General features: G+C 68.9%; 13 protein-coding genes and 2 pseudogenes. 14 read left to right on the forward strand and 1 reads right to left on the reverse strand.

Features of this window, described 5'->3' with window-relative positions:
- Window positions 1-197: 197 nt before the first annotated feature.
- The 3 genes from CWT12_RS05350 (at window position 198) to CWT12_RS05360 (ending at window position 4,515) form a co-directional block, all read left to right on the forward strand.
- The gene (locus CWT12_RS05350) at window positions 198-2,072 is read left to right on the forward strand and encodes a beta-glucoside-specific PTS transporter subunit IIABC (protein WP_161923987.1); all 1,875 of its coding nucleotides are present in this window, start codon (window positions 198-200) and stop codon (window positions 2,070-2,072) included.
- Window positions 2,073-2,176: 104 nt separating this feature from the next.
- Window positions 2,177-3,598 (forward strand): glycoside hydrolase family 1 protein, encoded by a 1,422-nt coding sequence (locus tag CWT12_RS05355; protein ID WP_161923988.1) that lies wholly within the window; start codon window positions 2,177-2,179, stop codon window positions 3,596-3,598.
- Window positions 3,599-3,669: 71 nt separating this feature from the next.
- Entirely contained in the window at window positions 3,670-4,515 is an 846-nt protein-coding gene (locus CWT12_RS05360; RefSeq protein WP_161923989.1) for a DUF817 domain-containing protein, read from the forward strand.
- A gap of 18 nt (window positions 4,516-4,533) precedes the next feature.
- Here CWT12_RS05360 and purT read toward each other — a convergent pair.
- Window positions 4,534-5,786, reverse strand: a pseudogene (gene purT / locus CWT12_RS05365) (formate-dependent phosphoribosylglycinamide formyltransferase).
- A gap of 262 nt (window positions 5,787-6,048) precedes the next feature.
- Between purT and rapZ the strand changes: the two are divergent.
- From rapZ to scpB, 11 genes and pseudogenes are all read left to right on the forward strand, one after another.
- Window positions 6,049-7,044 (forward strand): RNase adapter RapZ, encoded by a 996-nt coding sequence (rapZ, locus tag CWT12_RS05370; RefSeq protein WP_442862554.1) that lies wholly within the window; start codon window positions 6,049-6,051, stop codon window positions 7,042-7,044.
- A gap of 7 nt (window positions 7,045-7,051) precedes the next feature.
- The gene (locus CWT12_RS05375; protein WP_237564330.1) at window positions 7,052-8,101 is read left to right on the forward strand and encodes a gluconeogenesis factor YvcK family protein; all 1,050 of its coding nucleotides are present in this window, start codon (window positions 7,052-7,054) and stop codon (window positions 8,099-8,101) included.
- 50 nt (window positions 8,102-8,151) lie between these two features.
- Entirely contained in the window at window positions 8,152-9,132 is a 981-nt protein-coding gene (gene whiA, locus CWT12_RS05380; protein ID WP_161923991.1) for a DNA-binding protein WhiA, read from the forward strand.
- Between the two features lie 171 nt (window positions 9,133-9,303).
- Complete coding sequence (gene gap, locus CWT12_RS05385) at window positions 9,304-10,311, forward strand: type I glyceraldehyde-3-phosphate dehydrogenase (protein ID WP_161923992.1); 1,008 nt, start codon at window positions 9,304-9,306, stop codon at window positions 10,309-10,311.
- A 178-nt stretch (window positions 10,312-10,489) separates the two neighbouring features.
- Window positions 10,490-11,683, forward strand: coding sequence for a phosphoglycerate kinase (locus tag CWT12_RS05390; protein WP_161923993.1), 1,194 nt, complete (start codon window positions 10,490-10,492; stop codon window positions 11,681-11,683).
- 53 nt (window positions 11,684-11,736) lie between these two features.
- A complete protein-coding gene (tpiA, locus tag CWT12_RS05395) occupies window positions 11,737-12,516 on the forward strand; it encodes a triose-phosphate isomerase (protein ID WP_161923994.1) in 780 nt (259 codons plus the stop codon).
- 175 nt (window positions 12,517-12,691) lie between these two features.
- Window positions 12,692-12,934, forward strand: a complete 243-nt coding sequence (gene secG, locus CWT12_RS05400) for a preprotein translocase subunit SecG (RefSeq protein ID WP_161925319.1) — start codon at window positions 12,692-12,694, stop codon at window positions 12,932-12,934.
- 107 nt (window positions 12,935-13,041) lie between these two features.
- Window positions 13,042-13,962 carry a site-specific tyrosine recombinase XerD gene (gene xerD / locus CWT12_RS05405; protein ID WP_202616322.1) on the forward strand — a complete coding sequence of 307 codons (921 nt, stop codon included), beginning with the start codon at window positions 13,042-13,044 and terminating at the stop codon, window positions 13,960-13,962.
- Between the two features lie 55 nt (window positions 13,963-14,017).
- Window positions 14,018-14,905, forward strand: coding sequence for a ParA family protein (locus CWT12_RS05410; protein WP_161923995.1), 888 nt, complete (start codon window positions 14,018-14,020; stop codon window positions 14,903-14,905).
- Window positions 14,895-15,769: pseudogene (locus CWT12_RS05415) on the forward strand (segregation and condensation protein A). The gene CWT12_RS05410 and the pseudogene CWT12_RS05415 overlap by 11 nt, the downstream one beginning before the upstream one ends.
- Entirely contained in the window at window positions 15,766-16,398 is a 633-nt protein-coding gene (gene scpB, locus CWT12_RS05420; RefSeq protein ID WP_161923996.1) for an SMC-Scp complex subunit ScpB, read from the forward strand. Before CWT12_RS05415 ends, scpB begins: the two are co-directional and overlap by 4 nt.

The following is a 16,398-nucleotide window of genomic DNA, read 5'->3' on the forward strand; positions in this document are numbered from 1 at the left end:
TAAACGCACTGCGGGTGCCGATGACGCTTTCCGGCGGATCGGTTCTAAGATATTCTCGAATGGCCTCGAGTGGGGCCCAGGATTGTTACCCGCAAGGGGCAAGACCTGAGTTGACTGTTGTAGCTAGCTGCGCAGTCGGCTCGGGTCTTTTTTTGTTTCCCAGCCGCTTGCGGGCAACCGGATCGAGGAGGATCAGCATGGCTAAAGTCGACTACGCGGCGCTGGCGCCGCAACTGCTGGACAAGGTCGGGGGTGAGGGCAACGTCCGCTCCATGACCCACTGCGCCACCCGCCTGCGTCTGGTGCTGGCCGACGAGTCCAAGGCGGCAACGGCACAGATCAAGCAGCTGCCCGGCGTGGTGACCGTGGTGCAGGCAGGGGGCCAGTACCAGGTGGTCATCGGCAACGACGTGCCGATGCTGTACGAGGAGCTGGGACGCATCACCTCGCTGGGGCCGGGCTCCGAGGCCGCTGAGCAGCCCGCGGAGGAGGGCAACCTCTTCGACCGGTTCATCAAGCTGATCTCCGCGCTGATCAACCCGGTGCTGTGGACCCTGGCGGGCGCCGGGCTGATCAAGGCCGTGCTCGCCCTGTTGACCACCGTGGGTTGGATGTCCGACACGGGAACCACTTACACCATCTTGAACGCGGCCGGAGACTCCGTCTTCTACTTCCTGCCCATCGTGCTGGCGATATCGTCGGCGCGTCGATTCAAGGCCAACGAGATCACCGCCGTCGCCATTGCCGGCGCCCTGGTTTACCCGGACATCGTGGCCCTGGCGGAAGCCGACTCGGTCACCTTCATCGGCATTCCCGTGATCATGGCGTCATACACCTCATCCCTGCTGCCGATCATCTTCTCCACCTGGATCCAGGGCTACCTGGAGCGGTGGCTCAAGCGCGTGCTGCCCGGCACCATACGCAACTTCACGGTGCCGCTGGTCTCGCTAGTGGTGATGGTGCCACTGGTGCTGATTACAATCGGCCCGGTCACAACCGCCATCTCCGGCGGCATCTCCGGCGGCATTCAGGCCCTGTTCCGGGCCGCTCCGTGGCTGGCCGGCGCCATTATGGGGGCCTTCTGGCAGGTATTCGTCATGTTCGGCATCCATTGGGGCTTCACCCCGATCATGCTGGCCGACCTCGACAAGCCCGGCTATTCGCTCATGGCGGCCCCGCTGTTCGCCGCCGTGCTGGCGCAGGCGGCGGCGATGCTCGCAGTGATGATTCGCACCCGCTCCGCGCAGATGCGGCAGGTGGCCGGCCCGGCAGCCCTGTCCGCATTCCTCGCCGGCATCACCGAGCCCGGCATCTACGGTGTGAACCTTCCGCTGAAGCGCCCCTTCGTCGCGGGCTGCATCGGCGGTGCCGTGGGCGGAGCCATTATCGCGATGGGCGGCGGCGCCATCTCCGCCTTCGTATTCCCCTCACTGATCGGTATCCCGGCGCTGCTGCAATACGGCAATGTGACGGTCACCTTCATCGGCATCGGCGTGGCCGTGGCCATCGGCTTCGTGCTCGCTCTAGTACTCGGTTTCAATGAGTCAGACGCCGCTGACTCCGCGGCGGAGAACTCCGCGGACGCGGAGGCCCCGGCCACCGCTGAGCCCACCACCGTACTGGGTGCCCCGGTCGCGGGCCGGGCCATGCCGCTGGAGAAGGTCACCGATCCGGTCTTCTCCTCCGGCGCGCTGGGCGGCGGGATTGCCGTGCGCCCCAACGGATCCGGGCGGATCAAAGTCACCGCGCCCGCGGCCGGGACCCTGCTCACGGTCATGGACTCCGGGCACGCCTACGGCATCAAGACCGACGACGGCGTGGAGCTGCTGGTACACGTCGGCCTGGACACGGTCCAGCTCGAGGGCAGGGGCTTCTCGCCGAAAGTCACCGTGGGACAGCGCGTCGCACGCGGGCAGGAACTGGCCGAGGTCGATCTAGACATCGTGCGCGAGGGCGGGTACGACCCCACCACGATCCTGGTGGTCACCAACACGGCGAGCCTGGCGAGCGTGGTCCCGGTCGCCGACGCCGACGTGGAGGCCGACGCCGACGTCGTTGAGATCGACCACTGACTCCCTCCGCCCGCGCCGGTGCGCGAAGCACCGGCGCGGGCGAGGCACAATCGAGCACGAACCCGGAAACAAGCCAAGCAACTGCGCTAAGGAGAAAACCAACCATGTCGGCACCAATGACCTTCCCCAACGACTTCCTGTGGGGCGGCGCACTGGCCGCCAACCAGTACGAGGGCGCCTACGACGCCGACGGCAAGGGACTGAGCGTCCAGGACGTCATGCCCCAGGGCATCGTCGGCCCCCGCACCGAGGCCCCCACGCCGGACAACCTCAAGCTGGAGGGCATCGACTTCTACCACCGCTACAAGGAGGACATCGCCCTGCTGGCGGAGATGGGCTTCAAGGTCTTCCGCTTTTCCATCGCCTGGTCCCGCATCTTCCCCAAGGGGGATGAGACCGAGCCCAACGAGGCAGGCCTGGCCTTCTACGACCGGGTCCTGGACGAGCTGGAGAAGTACGGCATCGAGCCCCTGGTTACCATCAGCCACTACGAGACCCCGCTGCACCTGTCCCGCGAGTACAACGGCTGGGCCGACCGGCGCATGATCGGCTTCTTCGAGCGCTACGCCCGCACCCTGTTCGAGCGCTACGGCAGGCGGGTCAAGTACTGGCTGACCTTCAACGAGATCAACTCCGTGCTCCACGAGCCCTTCATGTCCGGCGGCATCAACACGCCCAAGGAGGAGCTGAGCGAGCAGGACCTGTACCAGGCGATCCACCACGAGCTGGTGGCCTCCGCGTCCGCCACCCGCATCGCCCACGAGGTGAGCCCCGACCTGAAGGTCGGCTGCATGATCCTGGCGATCCCCTTCTACCCGCTTACCCCGGACCCGCGGGACGTGTGGGCCGCCAAGCAGGCCGAACGGGATAACTACACCTTCGGCGACGTACACGTGCGCGGCGCCTACCCCGGCTACTTCCTGCGCAAGCTCCGGGACAAGGGCATCGAGCTGGACATCACCGAGGACGACCGCCGCACCCTGGCCGAGCACACGGTTGACTTCGTGTCCTTCTCCTACTACATGTCCTCCTGCGAGACTGCCACTCAGGAGCGGGAGGCCAGCGGCGGCAACCTCATGGGCGGCGTCGTGAATCCCACCCTGGAGGTCTCCCAGTGGGGCTGGGCCATCGACCCGCGCGGCCTGCGCACCATCCTCAACGACTACTGGGACCGCTGGGGCAAGCCCCTGTTCATCGTCGAGAACGGCCTAGGCGCCCGCGACGAGCTGATCACCGGCCCCGACGGGACCCCCACCGTCGCGGACGACTACCGCATCGACTACATGAACGACCACCTGGTGCAGGTGCGTGAGGCCATCGCCGACGGCGTGCAAGTCATCGGCTACACCTCCTGGGGCTGCATCGACTGCGTCTCCGCCTCCACCGCCCAGATGTCCAAGCGCTACGGCTTCATCTACGTGGACCGCAACGACGACGGCACCGGCACCCTGGAGCGCTACCGCAAGCAGTCCTTCGGCTGGTACCGGGACGTGATCGCCTCGAACGGCGCCAGCCTGAAGGCCTGACCGGCCACGCGGTTGCCGACGGTCGCAGCCGGCTCACGGCGGACGCGCCGGGCACCGGGTAGTGTGTGCCGATGCCCGAAGAACGCGCCCCGCTGAGCCGGCTGCGGCTGCTGCCGCTGCGCCTGGCCCAGTTCACTGCCATCCAACTGGCCTGCTGCGCCTTCCCGATCGCCGTATTCGCCGGCATGGCGGTCTCCGTGCTCGTCTGGAACCGGGTGGACCTGCCTCTGGCACGCTATGACGCGCTGCTCATCTACGTGGTGGTGGTGCAGACCGCCTTCGTGGTGCTGAAGCTTGAGACATGGCGGGAGCTGGCGGTGATCTGCGCCTTCCACCTGATCGGCCTGGCGCTGGAGGTCTTCAAGGTGCGAGTCGGCTCCTGGACCTACCCGGATGCCGGCGTGGTACGCCTGGGTGGGGTGCCGATCTTCTCGGGCTTCATGTACGCCTCGGTCGGCTCCTATATCTGCCAGGCCTTCCGGCGCTTCGACCTGCACATCTCCGACTTCCGCCGCTGGCCGGTCACGGCCCTGGCAGTGGCCGCCTACGCCAACTTCTACACCCACCACTTCATCTGGGACCTGCGCTGGGTGGTGGCGGTCGGCTTCCTCCTGGCCCTGTGGGGCTCCACGGTGCACTTCACCGTGGGCGGGGACCGCTACCGCATGCCGACCGCGGTGTCGTTCGTGCTGATCGGGGTCTTCCTGTGGCTGGCGGAGAACCTCGGCACGTTCCTCAATGCGTGGCGCTACCCCGACCAGCAGGCCGGGTGGCACCTGGTACATGTGGGCAAGCTCGGCAGCTGGGCGCTGCTGGTCACCCTCAGCTTCGTGCTGGTGGCTGCCGTAAAGGCGGAGGAGGGCGTGCACTATGGCGACGGCGAGGCCCGGGTCACCCCGCCGCGGCGCAGTAGCTGAGCTCGCCGACCGCCTTGATTACGCGTTCTCGGAGCGGGTCACGGTGATGGCCCCGGCCGCCTGCCGCGCCCGGCGGCGGGCCGAGTCGACGTCGTCGGCTGCCGCCACCGCCACGCCCATACGGCGTCCCGGATGCGCCTCGGGCTTACCGAACAGGCGCACATCGCTGCCCGGCACCGCCAGGGCCTCGGCCACGCCCCGGTAGACGACCCCGGAGCCGCGCCCGGACTCTACAGGGGACTTGACCACGGCGGAGGCGCCGGGGGAGCGCAGCGCCGTGTCCACAGGCAGCCCCAGCAGGGCCCGGGCATGCAGTTCGAACTCGCTCAGACGCTGCGTAGCCAGGGTCACCATGCCGGTGTCGTGCGGTCGGGGCGAGACCTCCGAGAAGAGCACCTCCTGCCCGCAGATGAACAGCTCCACCCCGAACAGGCCCCAGCCGCCCAGCGCCCCGGTCACCGCGGCGGCCACCTCCTGCGCCCGCTCCAGCGCAGCCGGGGGCAGCGGGTGCGGCTGCCAGGACTCCACATAGTCGCCGTCCACCTGGCGGTGGCCCACAGGCTCGCAGAAGGAGGTGACGGTCCGGCCGGTGCGCGGGTCGCGGGAACGGACCGTCAGCAGGGTGATCTCGGAGTCGAAGTCGACGAAGCCCTCCACGATCACCCGGCCCCGGTCCACCCGGCCCCCGCGGCCGCTAGTCGCCAGGCGGCAGCCACGTCGTCGGGACGGCGCAGCACGGACTGGCCGTGCCCGGAGGAGGACATCACGGGCTTGACAATGCACGGATAGCCGACTTGCTCGGCCCCGGCGGCGAGCTCCGCGGCACTGGAGGCAAAGGCGTAGGGACTGGTGGGCAGGCCGAGTTCCTCGGCGGCGAGCCTCCGGATGCCCTCCCGGTCCATGGTCAGCCGGGCGGCGCGCGCGGTCGGCACCACCCGCACCGCGCCGGCCTCCTCCAGCGCCACCAGGGCGTCGGTGGCCAGGGCCTCGATCTCCGGTACGACGATCCCCGCCCCGGTGGACTCGATCGCCGCCGTCAGCGCCACCGGATCGGACATGTCCACGGTTACGGCGTGCTGGGCGACCTGCTGCGCCGGCGCGCCCGGGTAGCGGTCGATCGCGGTCACCTCCACGCCCAGGCGCATGAGCGCGATCGTCACCTCCTTGCCGAGCTCCCCGGAGCCGAGCAGCGCCACCCGAGTGGCCGACGGTGTTCCCGGGGTGCCGAGGGCGGCGTCGGTACCGGGTGCAGGGCTGTGGGATGTGGTCACGGTGGCCTCCGTAGCCTCCAGGTCGGTGCTTGTGCCGGGCGCGGGCGCTGCCCGGACGGCTCGGCGCCGGCGCGCCGTTCACCACGACCACGGTACCGAAACTCCGCGCGCCCAGCACAGCGGGTTGTGTCATGCTGGGGCCATGGATTCACTGGACCGAACCCAGCCCGGCCACTCGTCGGATGACGGCCGCGGCCCGAGCCGGACTGCGCCGTCGGTGCCGGCAGGCGGCGCCCGGTCGGACGGCCCGCGACCCGCGGGCGTGCCCCCGCGCCGGCCGCTGCGGCACGGCGCTGTGGCGGCAGGTGAGGCGGACGCGGTTCGCGACCCGGTCAAGGACACGGTGCCCCGCGGCATCCCGGCGATCGACGAGGCCGCGGCCCCGGTGCCGCCCGCAAAGCGGCCGGAGATGATCATTGTCACCGGCATGTCCGGCGCAGGCCGGTCCCGGGCGGCCAATGCGCTGGAGGACCTCGACTGGTACGTGGTGGACAATCTTCCTCCGCAGCTGTTGCCGGCGTTGGCCGGCATGATGACCACGGTCGGCGCGGGCGTACACCGGCTGGCCGCCGTCGTCGACGTGCGCAGTCGCGAGTTCTTCGCCTCCTTCATGCAGTACCTGGGGCAGCTGCGCGACGGCGGCGTCAACGTCCGCCTGATCTTCCTGGACGCCTCCGACGCGGTGCTGATTCGCCGCTTCGAGTCCTCCCGCCGCCCCCACCCGCTGCAGGGGACCGGCTCGATCCTGGACGGCATCGAGCACGAGCGCACACTTCTGGCGGGGCTCAAGGGCACCGCCGATGAGGTCATCAACACCACCGACTACTCGGTACATGACCTGGCGCGGCGCATTCGCGAACTGGTGGCGCACGAGTCCGACCTGGGCCTGCAGGTGACGGTGATGTCCTTCGGCTTCAAGTACGGGCTGCCGATGGACGCCGACCACGTCCTGGACGTGCGCTTCATCCCGAATCCCTACTGGGTCACGGAGCTGCGGCACCTGACCGGCAGGGACACGCCCGTGGCCGAATACGTGTTCCAGCAGGACGGCGCGGCCGCTTTTGTGGACGGCTACGTAAACCTGCTGATTCCGGCGCTGCCGCGCTACGTGGATGAGCTCAAGCCCAATGTCACGATCGCGGTGGGATGCACCGGGGGCAAGCACCGTTCGGTTGCGACCGCGGAGCGGATCACCGCCAGCCTGCGGGCCGCAGGCTTCAAAGTCTCCGTGCAGCACCGGGACCTGGGTAGGGAATGAGACGACAATGAGCGACACCCTGAGCCAAGCGGCCGGCTCCGCCATGCGTCCGGCGCGGGCCACCATCGATTCCGCCGGGTGGAGCCGCCGCGGCGAGGAGGGGCCCGCCGTGGTCGCCCTGGGGGGCGGGCACGGGCTGTCCGCCACGCTGCGCGCCCTGCGGCATGTCACCCACCGGCTCACCGCCGTGGTCACGGTCGCCGACGACGGCGGCTCCTCGGGGCGGCTGCGCCGCGAGTTCGACTGCCTGCCCCCAGGTGACCTGCGCATGGCGCTGGCGGCGCTGACCGATGAGACCGAGTGGGGACTGACCTGGCGCGACGTGCTGCAGCACCGCTTCTCCGCCGAGGGAGAGCTGGACAACCACGCCCTGGGCAACCTGCTGATCCTGGCGCTGTGGCAGCTGCTGGGTGACGAGGTGGAAGGACTGGACTGGGTGGGGCGGCTGCTGGGCATCCACGGCCGCGTCATCCCCATGAGCGCCTCCCCGCTGGTCATCGAGGCGGATATCGTCAACGGGGCGGACCGCCAGCGCGTTTCCGGACAGGTGGCCGTGGCCACCACGCGGGGGCGCATGGAGAATGTGCGCGTCGTCCCGGAGGACGCCGATGCCCATCCGGAGGCCATCCGCGCAATCGACGCCGCGGACTGGGTGATCCTGGGGCCTGGCTCCTGGTACACCTCCGTGCTCCCGCACCTGATCCTGCCCTCCATGCGGCAGGCACTGGTCAGCACCAGCGCCCGCAAGCTGGTAGTACTTAACCTTTCGGCGCAAAGCGGCGAGACCGACAATATGACGGTGGCGGACCACCTGCGGGTCCTGGCCGACTACGCTCCCGAGCTGCGCCTGGACGTGGTCGTGGCCGATCCCACTGTGATCGAGGACCTGGCTGATCTAGAGTCCGTTGCCGCATCCATGGGTGCGGTGCTGGTGCTGCGGCAGGTGCGCACCGGTGACGCACTGTGCCACCATGACCCGTTGCGGCTGGCGGCCGTCTTCCGGGACGCCTTCGACGGCGTCATGGGTGACATCGCCTCGCCGCCGCGCGGCGCCTGAACCGCCCAGACCCTTCCAACCCAACCGCCACAGGAGCAGGAGCACCATCGATGTCGCTGACGGTAACCGTCAAGGACGAGCTCGCCCGCGTGACCACCGACAACGCCGCCCAGAGGCGCGCTGAGGTGGCCTCCATGCTGCGCTTCGCCGGCGGCCTGCACCTGGTGTCCGGCCGCATAGTCGTCGAAGCCGAGCTGGACCACGGCGGCGCCGTGCGCAGGCTGCACCGGGACCTGCGGGAGCTGTTCGGCATGACTCCTGAGGTACTGGTGGTTCAGGCCGGATCACTGCACCGCGGAAGCCGCTACGTGCTGCGCGTGGCCGACCGCGGGCGGGACCTTGCCCGCCTGACCGGGCTCGTTGATGCCCACGGGCGCCCGGTGCGCGGTATGCCCGTAGCCGTGGTTCAGGGTGGCCGCAACGCCTCGGCCGCGGCCTGGCGGGGTGCCTTCCTGGCCCGGGGCTCGCTTACCGAGCCGGGCCGCTCCTCCGCGCTGGAGGTTACCTGCCCCGGCAGTGAGGCGGCGCTGGCCCTGGTCGGTGCCGCACGTCGCTTCGAGGTGACTGCCAAGGCCCGGGAGGTGCGCGGCGCGGACCGCGTGGTTGTGCGTGACGGCGACGCCATCAGCGTGCTGCTGCAGCGGATGGGCGCGGTGGAGGCCAATGCGCTCTGGGTGGAGCGCCGCTCCCGGCGCGAGACCCGCGGCACCGCCAATCGACTGGCCAACTTCGACGACGCCAACCTGCGCCGCTCCGTGCGGGCAGCGGTTACCTCCGGTGCCCGGGTGGAACGCGCTTTTGAAATCCTCGGCGAGGACGTGCCCGAGCACCTGGTGCAGGCGGGCAGGCTGCGCATTCAGAACAAGCAGGCGAGCCTGGAGGAGCTGGGCCGTATGGCCGATCCGCAGCTGACCAAGGACGCCGTTGCCGGGCGCATTCGCCGGCTCCTGGCCATGGCTGACAAGCGCGCCCACGAGCTGGGAATCCCGGATACAGAGTCTGCGCTCACCCAAGACATGCTCGACATGTGAGATGTTTCAGCGTGTTCGCCCGTGGCGTGTCCGAACCCGCACGGCGGTGGGTTCGTAACGCTAGACTCGGCTTGCCGGATCAGACGGGGAGCTCCCCACGAAGGCCGGGGCACACACTGTGTGCAGCAAGTACGAGTACGTGCGTCCCATGGCGCACTAGGAGGACACAAAGTGACCACCCGCGTTGGTATCAACGGCTTCGGCCGCATCGGCCGCAACTTCTACCGCGCCGCCCTCGAGCAGGGCGCCGACTTCGAGGTCGTGGCCGTCAATGACCTGACCGACATCAAGACCCTCGCCCACCTCCTGAAGTTCGACTCTATTCTGGGCCGCCTCGCCGCCGAGGTCACCTACGACGAGGAGAACATCATCGTCGACGGCAAGCCGATCCGCGTGCTGGCCGAGCGCGAGCCCGGCAACCTGCCCTGGGCGGACCTGGGTGTCGACGTCGTCGTAGAGTCCACCGGCTTCTTCACCGACGCCACCAAGGCCCAGGCGCACATCGACGCCGGCGCCAAGAAGGTCGTCATCTCCGCCCCGGCGAAGAACGAGGACGGCACCTTCGTGATCGGTGTTAACGAGCAGGACTACGACACCACCAAGCACAACATCATCTCGAACGCCTCTTGCACCACCAACTGCCTCGCCCCCGTGGCGAAGGTGCTGGACGAGGCCTTCGGCATCGAGAACGGCCTGATGGTCACGGTGCACGCCTACACCGGTGACCAGCGCCTGCACGACGCCCCGCACAAGGACCTGCGTCGTGCTCGTGCCGCCGCTCTCAACATCGTTCCCACCTCCACCGGTGCCGCCCGCGCCGTCGCGCTCGTTCTCCCGCAGCTCAAGGGCAAGCTGGACGGCTACGCCATGCGCGTGCCGGTCCCGACCGGCTCGGTTACGGACCTGACCTTCAAGCCCTCCAAGCCGGCCACGGTCGAGGAGATCAACGCCGCTGTCAAGGCTGCCGCCGAGGGCCCGCTCAAGGGCGTCCTGGCCTACTCCGAGGAGGACCTGGTCTCCACCGACATCGTTGGTGACCCCCACTCCTCCATCTTCGACTCCAAGCTGACCAAGGTACAGGGCGACCAGGTCAAGGTCGTCTCCTGGTACGACAACGAGTGGGGCTACTCCAACCGCCTCGCCCAGCTCACCGCCCTGGTCTGCGAGAAGCTGGCCTGAGCCCGGGTAGACCCCCGAGCAGACACGGCACTCACACAGTGAGCACCTGACGGACGCCCGCGCACGCCAACAGCGTGCGCGGGCGTCCGCACGTAGAGCCCCACCCGTCTGTAAATCAACGTCACACTCAGCACACACTCAATACACACTCAATACACACTCAACACTGCGAGGTTTCATGAAGACCATCGAGTCCCTGGGCGACCTGCAGGGCAAGCGCGTCCTGGTCCGCTCCGACTTCAACGTTCCGCTCGACGACGACAAGCACATCACCGACGACGGCCGTATCCGCGCCGCCCTGCCCACCCTCAAGAAGCTGCTCGACGCCGGCGCCAAGGTGATCGTCGCCGCCCACCTGGGTCGTCCCAAGGGCAAGGTCAACCCCGACTTCTCGCTGGCTCCGGTCGCCGAGCGCCTGGCGGAGCTGGCGGGCGTCGACGTCACTCTGGCCGAGGACACCGTCGGAGATGGGGCCAAGGCCGCCGTCGCCGCACTGGAGCCCGGGAACATCGTTCTGCTGGAGAATGTGCGCTTCAACGCCGCCGAGACCTCCAAGGACGACGCCGAGCGCGCCGCCTTCGCCGCGCAGCTCGCGGATCTGGCGGACGTATTCGTCTCGGACGGGTTCGGCGTAGTGCACCGCAAGCAGGCCTCCGTCTACGACGTCGCCCGCATCCTCCCCGCCGCCTCCGGGCTCTTGGTTGCCAAGGAGATCGAGTCCCTCGGCAAGGCCGTCAACGACCCCGAACGCCCCTACACCGTGGTGCTGGGCGGCTCGAAGGTCTCCGACAAGCTCGGCGTGATCGCCAACCTGCTGGGCAAGGCCGACCGCCTGCTGATCGGCGGCGGCATGGCCTACACCTTCCTCGCTGCGCAGGGCTACGAGGTTGGGACCTCCCTGCTGGAGAAGGACCAGATCGAGACGGTCAAGGGCTACCTCGAGACCGCCAAGGCCAACGGCGTGGAGCTGCTCCTTCCCGTCGACACCGTAGTCGCACCGGAGTTCAAGCCGGACGCCCCGGCTACCGTGGTTCCCTCCAGCGCCATCCCCGCCGACCAGATGGGTCTGGACATCGGTCCCGAGACGCGTGAGCTCTTTGCCCAGGCGATTGCGTCCTCCAAGACCGTCGTGTGGAACGGTCCCATGGGCGTGTTCGAGTTCGCGGCCTTCGCCGAGGGCACCAAGGCCGTCGCCCAGGCGATCTCCTCCTCCGACGCCTTCTCGGTGATCGGTGGCGGTGACTCCGCCGCGGCCGTGCGCACGCTCGGCTTCGACGAGTCCACCTTCTCCCACATCTCCACCGGCGGCGGCGCCTCCCTGGAGCTGCTGGAGGGCAAGACGCTGCCCGGTATCGCGGTCCTCGACGACTGAGCCGCGCCCACAGGCACTTCAATCCCATCACATTCGGAAAAGGAATACGGATAATGAGCAACCGCACCCCGCTGATGGCGGGCAACTGGAAGATGAACCTGGACCACCTTGAGGCCAATCACCTGGTGCAAGGTCTGGCCATGGCGCTGAGCGACGCCGGGCACGACTACTCCAAGTGTGAGGTACTGGTCATCCCGCCGTTCACGGACATTCGCAGCGTCCAGACGATCGTCGAGGCCGACTCCCTCGGCATCAAGTACGGCGCCCAGGACGTGTCCATCCACGACAACGGCGCCTACACCGGTGAGATCTCCACCGACATGCTGACCAAGCTCGGCTGCAGCTACGTGGTTATGGGCCACTCCGAGCGCCGCGAGTACCACGGTGAGTCCGACGAGCTGGTCGGCGCCAAGGCCCGCAAGGTCCTGGATGCCGGCATGACTCCGATCCTGTGCTGCGGCGAGGCCCTGGAGATCCGCAAGGCCGGCACCCACGTGGACTTCGTGCTCGGCCAGATCCGTGCCGCCCTGGCCGGCTGGTCCGCCGAGGACGTGGCCAAGATCGTCATCGCCTACGAGCCCATCTGGGCCATCGGCACCGGCGAGACCGCCACCGCAGAGGACGCCCAGGAGGTCTGCGGCGCGATCCGTGAGGCCCTGCGCGCTGATTACGGCGACGCCACCGCGGACGCCACCCGCATCCTGTACGGCGGCTCCGCCAAGCCGGCCAACATCAAGGAGCTGATGGCACAGGCCGACATCGACGGCGCGCTCGTCGGCGGCGCCTCGCTGAAGGCGGACTCCTTCGCGCAGATGGCCGGCTTCTACGCCTGATCCCCTAGCCTGAGCTGCTAGCACGTCTGTGTTCAGCGTGTGCGCCCGGTCCCCGTGGGGCCGGGCGCACACGCGTGCAAGTGCGCGGATCGGGTAGAGTCGCCGAGTGAGGAGGCGGCGGTCGCCTCACTGTGACAGGCCGAACCGGCCGGAACGACGACGAAGGGAATGCGGCGTGGGCGTGCTGACCATAATCCTGCAGGTACTGCTGGTCCTCTCAAGCTTCTTCCTGATCATGACGATCCTGATGCACAAGGGCAGGGGCGGTGGCCTGTCCGACATGTTCGGGGGCGGCATCACCTCCTCAGCCGGCTCCTCCGGCGTCGCCGAACGAAACCTGAACCGGATCACCATCGGGGTGGCCCTGGTCTGGACGGCAACCATTATCGGTCTCGGGCTGGTTGCCCGATTCGCCTGAGCACGCCGGACAGCATCATTACCCGAGCAGCTGCGGACACCGGGGCGACCGGGCGGCGCACCCACGATCCTCGCGGGGATGCGCTTGAGCGGGCCCGGTCCGGTTACCTGGCACACCTGCGTGTAGAGCGCGGGCTGAGTCCCAATACGCTGGCGGCCTACGAGCGGGACCTGGGTCGCTACGCCGATTTCCTGCGCGGGCGCTCGATTCACGCGCCCGACTCGGTGACCGAGGCGGATGTGGCCGCATTCCTGGAGGCGCTGCGTACCGGCGCCGACGGCGGTCGCCCGCTGGCCGCGTCCTCAGCGTCCCGCACAGTCACTGCCGTGCGCGGCTGGCACAGGTTCCTCCATGCCGAGGGAAGCACCGATGCCGATCCATCGGCGGCGGTACGTCCACCGCAGGTGGGACGGCGCCTGCCCAAGGCGCTCACCGTGGACGAGGTGCGCCGCCTGCTGGAATCCGCTGGAAACGACGACTCGCCGGTGTCCCTGCGCGACCGCGCCCTGCTGGAACTGCTGTACGCAACCGGTGCGCGTATCTCGGAGGCAGTTGGGCTGGTAGTGGACGACTTGGATGCCGCATCCGGCTGCCTGCGGGTGTTCGGCAAGGGACGCAAGGAGCGGATCGTACCGATGGGCCAGTTCGCCTGGGACGCGCTGGAGGCCTACCTGGTGCGTGGACGTCCCGCCCTGGCGGCGAAGGGGCGGGGAGTGCCGGAAGTGTTCCTGAACACCCTGGGCCGGCCACTGTCACGGCAGTCGGCCTGGGCGGTGCTGCAGCACGCGGCGCAGCGGGCCGGACTGGCCGGGGGCTCCGGTTCCGGCGGAGGGGCGGAGCGACGCATCTCCCCGCACACGCTGCGGCACTCCTTCGCCACCCACCTGCTGGCCGGAGGTGCGGATGTGCGCGTGGTCCAGGAGATGCTGGGGCACGCCTCGGTCACCACCACCCAGATCTACACCAAGGTCACCGTCGACCACCTGCGGGAGGTTTACGCCACCAGTCACCCGCGGGCCCGCGGCTAGCCTGCGAAGGAGTCTTCTCCGCGTCCCGCTGTCCCACTTCGACTAGGCTGCCCGTGTGAGTGACGCCAAGCAGCCCGGCCTGATCGACCCGCCCGAGAACTCTGACGACGGCAAGCTGGAAGAACAGGAGAAGGTTTTCCCTGTGCCGGCGCCACTTGAATCGCACGGGCCCGCCCGTGTGATCGCCATGTGCAACCAGAAGGGCGGCGTGGGAAAGACCACCACCACCATCAACCTGGGCGCCGCGCTGGCCGAGTACGGACGCCGCGTACTGATCGTGGACTTCGACCCGCAGGGCGCGGCGAGCGCCGGCCTGGGCATCAACGCCCACGAGCTGGACCAGACCGTCTACGACATGCTGGTCGCCGCCCGCCCCGATGTGCGGCCCATCATCCACTCCACCTCCGTGGAGGGCCTGGACTTGGTGCCCGCGAATATCGACCTGTCCGCGGCAGAGGTACAGCTGGTCGGGGAGGTCGCCCGCGAGCAGGCTCTCGCCCGCGTGCTGCGTCCCGTGCTGGACGACTATGACGCGATCATCGTCGACTGCCAGCCCTCCCTGGGCCTGCTGACGGTCAACGCCCTCACCGCCGCGCACGGCGTCATCATCCCGCTGGAGACGGAGTTCTTCGCTCTGCGCGGCGTAGCCCTGCTGGTGGAGACCGTGGACCGGGTGCGGGACCGCATCAACCCGCGGCTGCAGATCGACGGCATCCTCGCCACCATGGTGGACCCGCGGACGCTCCACTCCCGGGAGGTGCTCGAGCGCCTGACGGAGGCCTTCGGCGACAAGCTCTTCGACACGCAGATCCGTCGCACGATCAAGTTCCCGGACGCATCCGTAGCAGCCGAACCCATCACCAGCTACGCCTCCGGGCATCCCGGTGCCGAGGCGTACCGGCGCCTGGCCCGTGAGGTCATCGCGCGCGGCAATGTTGCCTGAACTGGTTATTGAGACGCTTCCGAACGGCTCCCAGCCGCAGCTGGAGACCTCACCGGGGCTGGTTCCGGCAAGGCCTGGGCAGGTGCCCGGATTCCAGGTCAACCTGCCGCAGTTCGAGGGGCCCTTCGACCTGCTGCTCACCCTGATCGCCCGTAAGCGGCTGGACATCACTGAACTGGCCCTGGCGGAGGTTACCGACGAGTTCATCGCCCACATGCGCGCGGACTGGGACCTCGGGCGCGCCAGCGAGTTCCTGGTGGTTGCCTCCACCCTGCTGGCGCTCAAGGCCCACCGGCTCCTCCCGCACGATCCCGAGGAGATGGACGAGGACATGGAGCTGCTCGAGGCCCGCGACGTGCTCTTCGCCCGGCTGCTGCAGTACCGGGCCTTCAAGGAGGCGGCCAAGGTCATCCGCTCCCACGCCGAGGCGGCTTCCCGCACGCACCCGCGCGTGGTGTCCCTGCCCCCGAGCTGGCGGCCCTGCTGCCTCGGCTTGTGGCCACCAGCGACGCCGAGGACCTGGCCCGCATCGCGGCCGATGTACTGACCCGCCGCCGGGATCCGGGCGTGCAGACCGTGCACCTGCACGAGCGCGTCCCCGTGGGGGAGCAGCTGCGCCTGCTCGCCGGCCGGCTGCGCCGCGCCGGCACCCTTACGTTCACTGAGCTGACTGCTGACGCGGGGCGTACCGCGGTCGTCGTCGCCCGCTTCCTGGCGCTGCTGATCCTGTACCGCCAGGGAGGCGTCGACCTGGCACAGGAATCGCCCATGGGGGAGATCACGGTTAGCTGGCGGGACGAGTCGCTTGAGGATCCGAGCGCAGTGGCCGCGGACTCCCTGGAGCTGGAGGAGGAATTCGCATGAGCGCCGTGGAGTCGGCGGCGGCTTTGCCGGTACCCGTGCCGGAGGAGGAACTACGTGCCGCGGTGGAAGCCGTCCTGGCAGTAGCGGACGAGCCGGTCACGGTGGTCGCCTTGGCCCAGGCCCTCGACCGGGACGAGCAGCTCATCGAGGCGGTGCTGGAGTCACTGGCCGCCGAGTACGCCGGCGAGAAGCCCGGCCCCGACGGCGGCACGCGGGCGCGCGGCTTCGTCCTGCGACGGGCTGCGGGCGGCTGGCGGCTGGCCTCCGCCCCCCGGTTCAGCGAGCTGGTGGAGCGCTTCGTCATTGGCGGGGCCACCGCCCGCCTGTCGCAGGCCGCACTGGAGACGCTGGCCGTCATCGCCTACCGGCAGCCCGTCACTCGCGGCCGGATAGCTGCGGTGCGGGGCGTGAACGTAGACGGCGTGGTGCGCACCCTGCACGCCCGCGGCCTGATCGAGGAGGCCGGCACGGAGCCCTCCGGTGCGATCCTGTACCGCACCACCGGGGAGTTCCTGGAGTACCTGGGCCTGGACTCGCTTGCCGACCTACCGCCCCTGGCTCCCTACCTGCCCGATTCCTCCGCCCTGGGGGACATAGAAGATGAGATCACCGGGAGGATGCTGCCGTGA

Origin of the sequence: Actinomyces sp. 432, from assembly GCF_009930875.1 — a bacterium.
Classification (GTDB): Bacteria; Actinomycetota; Actinomycetes; order Actinomycetales; family Actinomycetaceae; genus Actinomyces.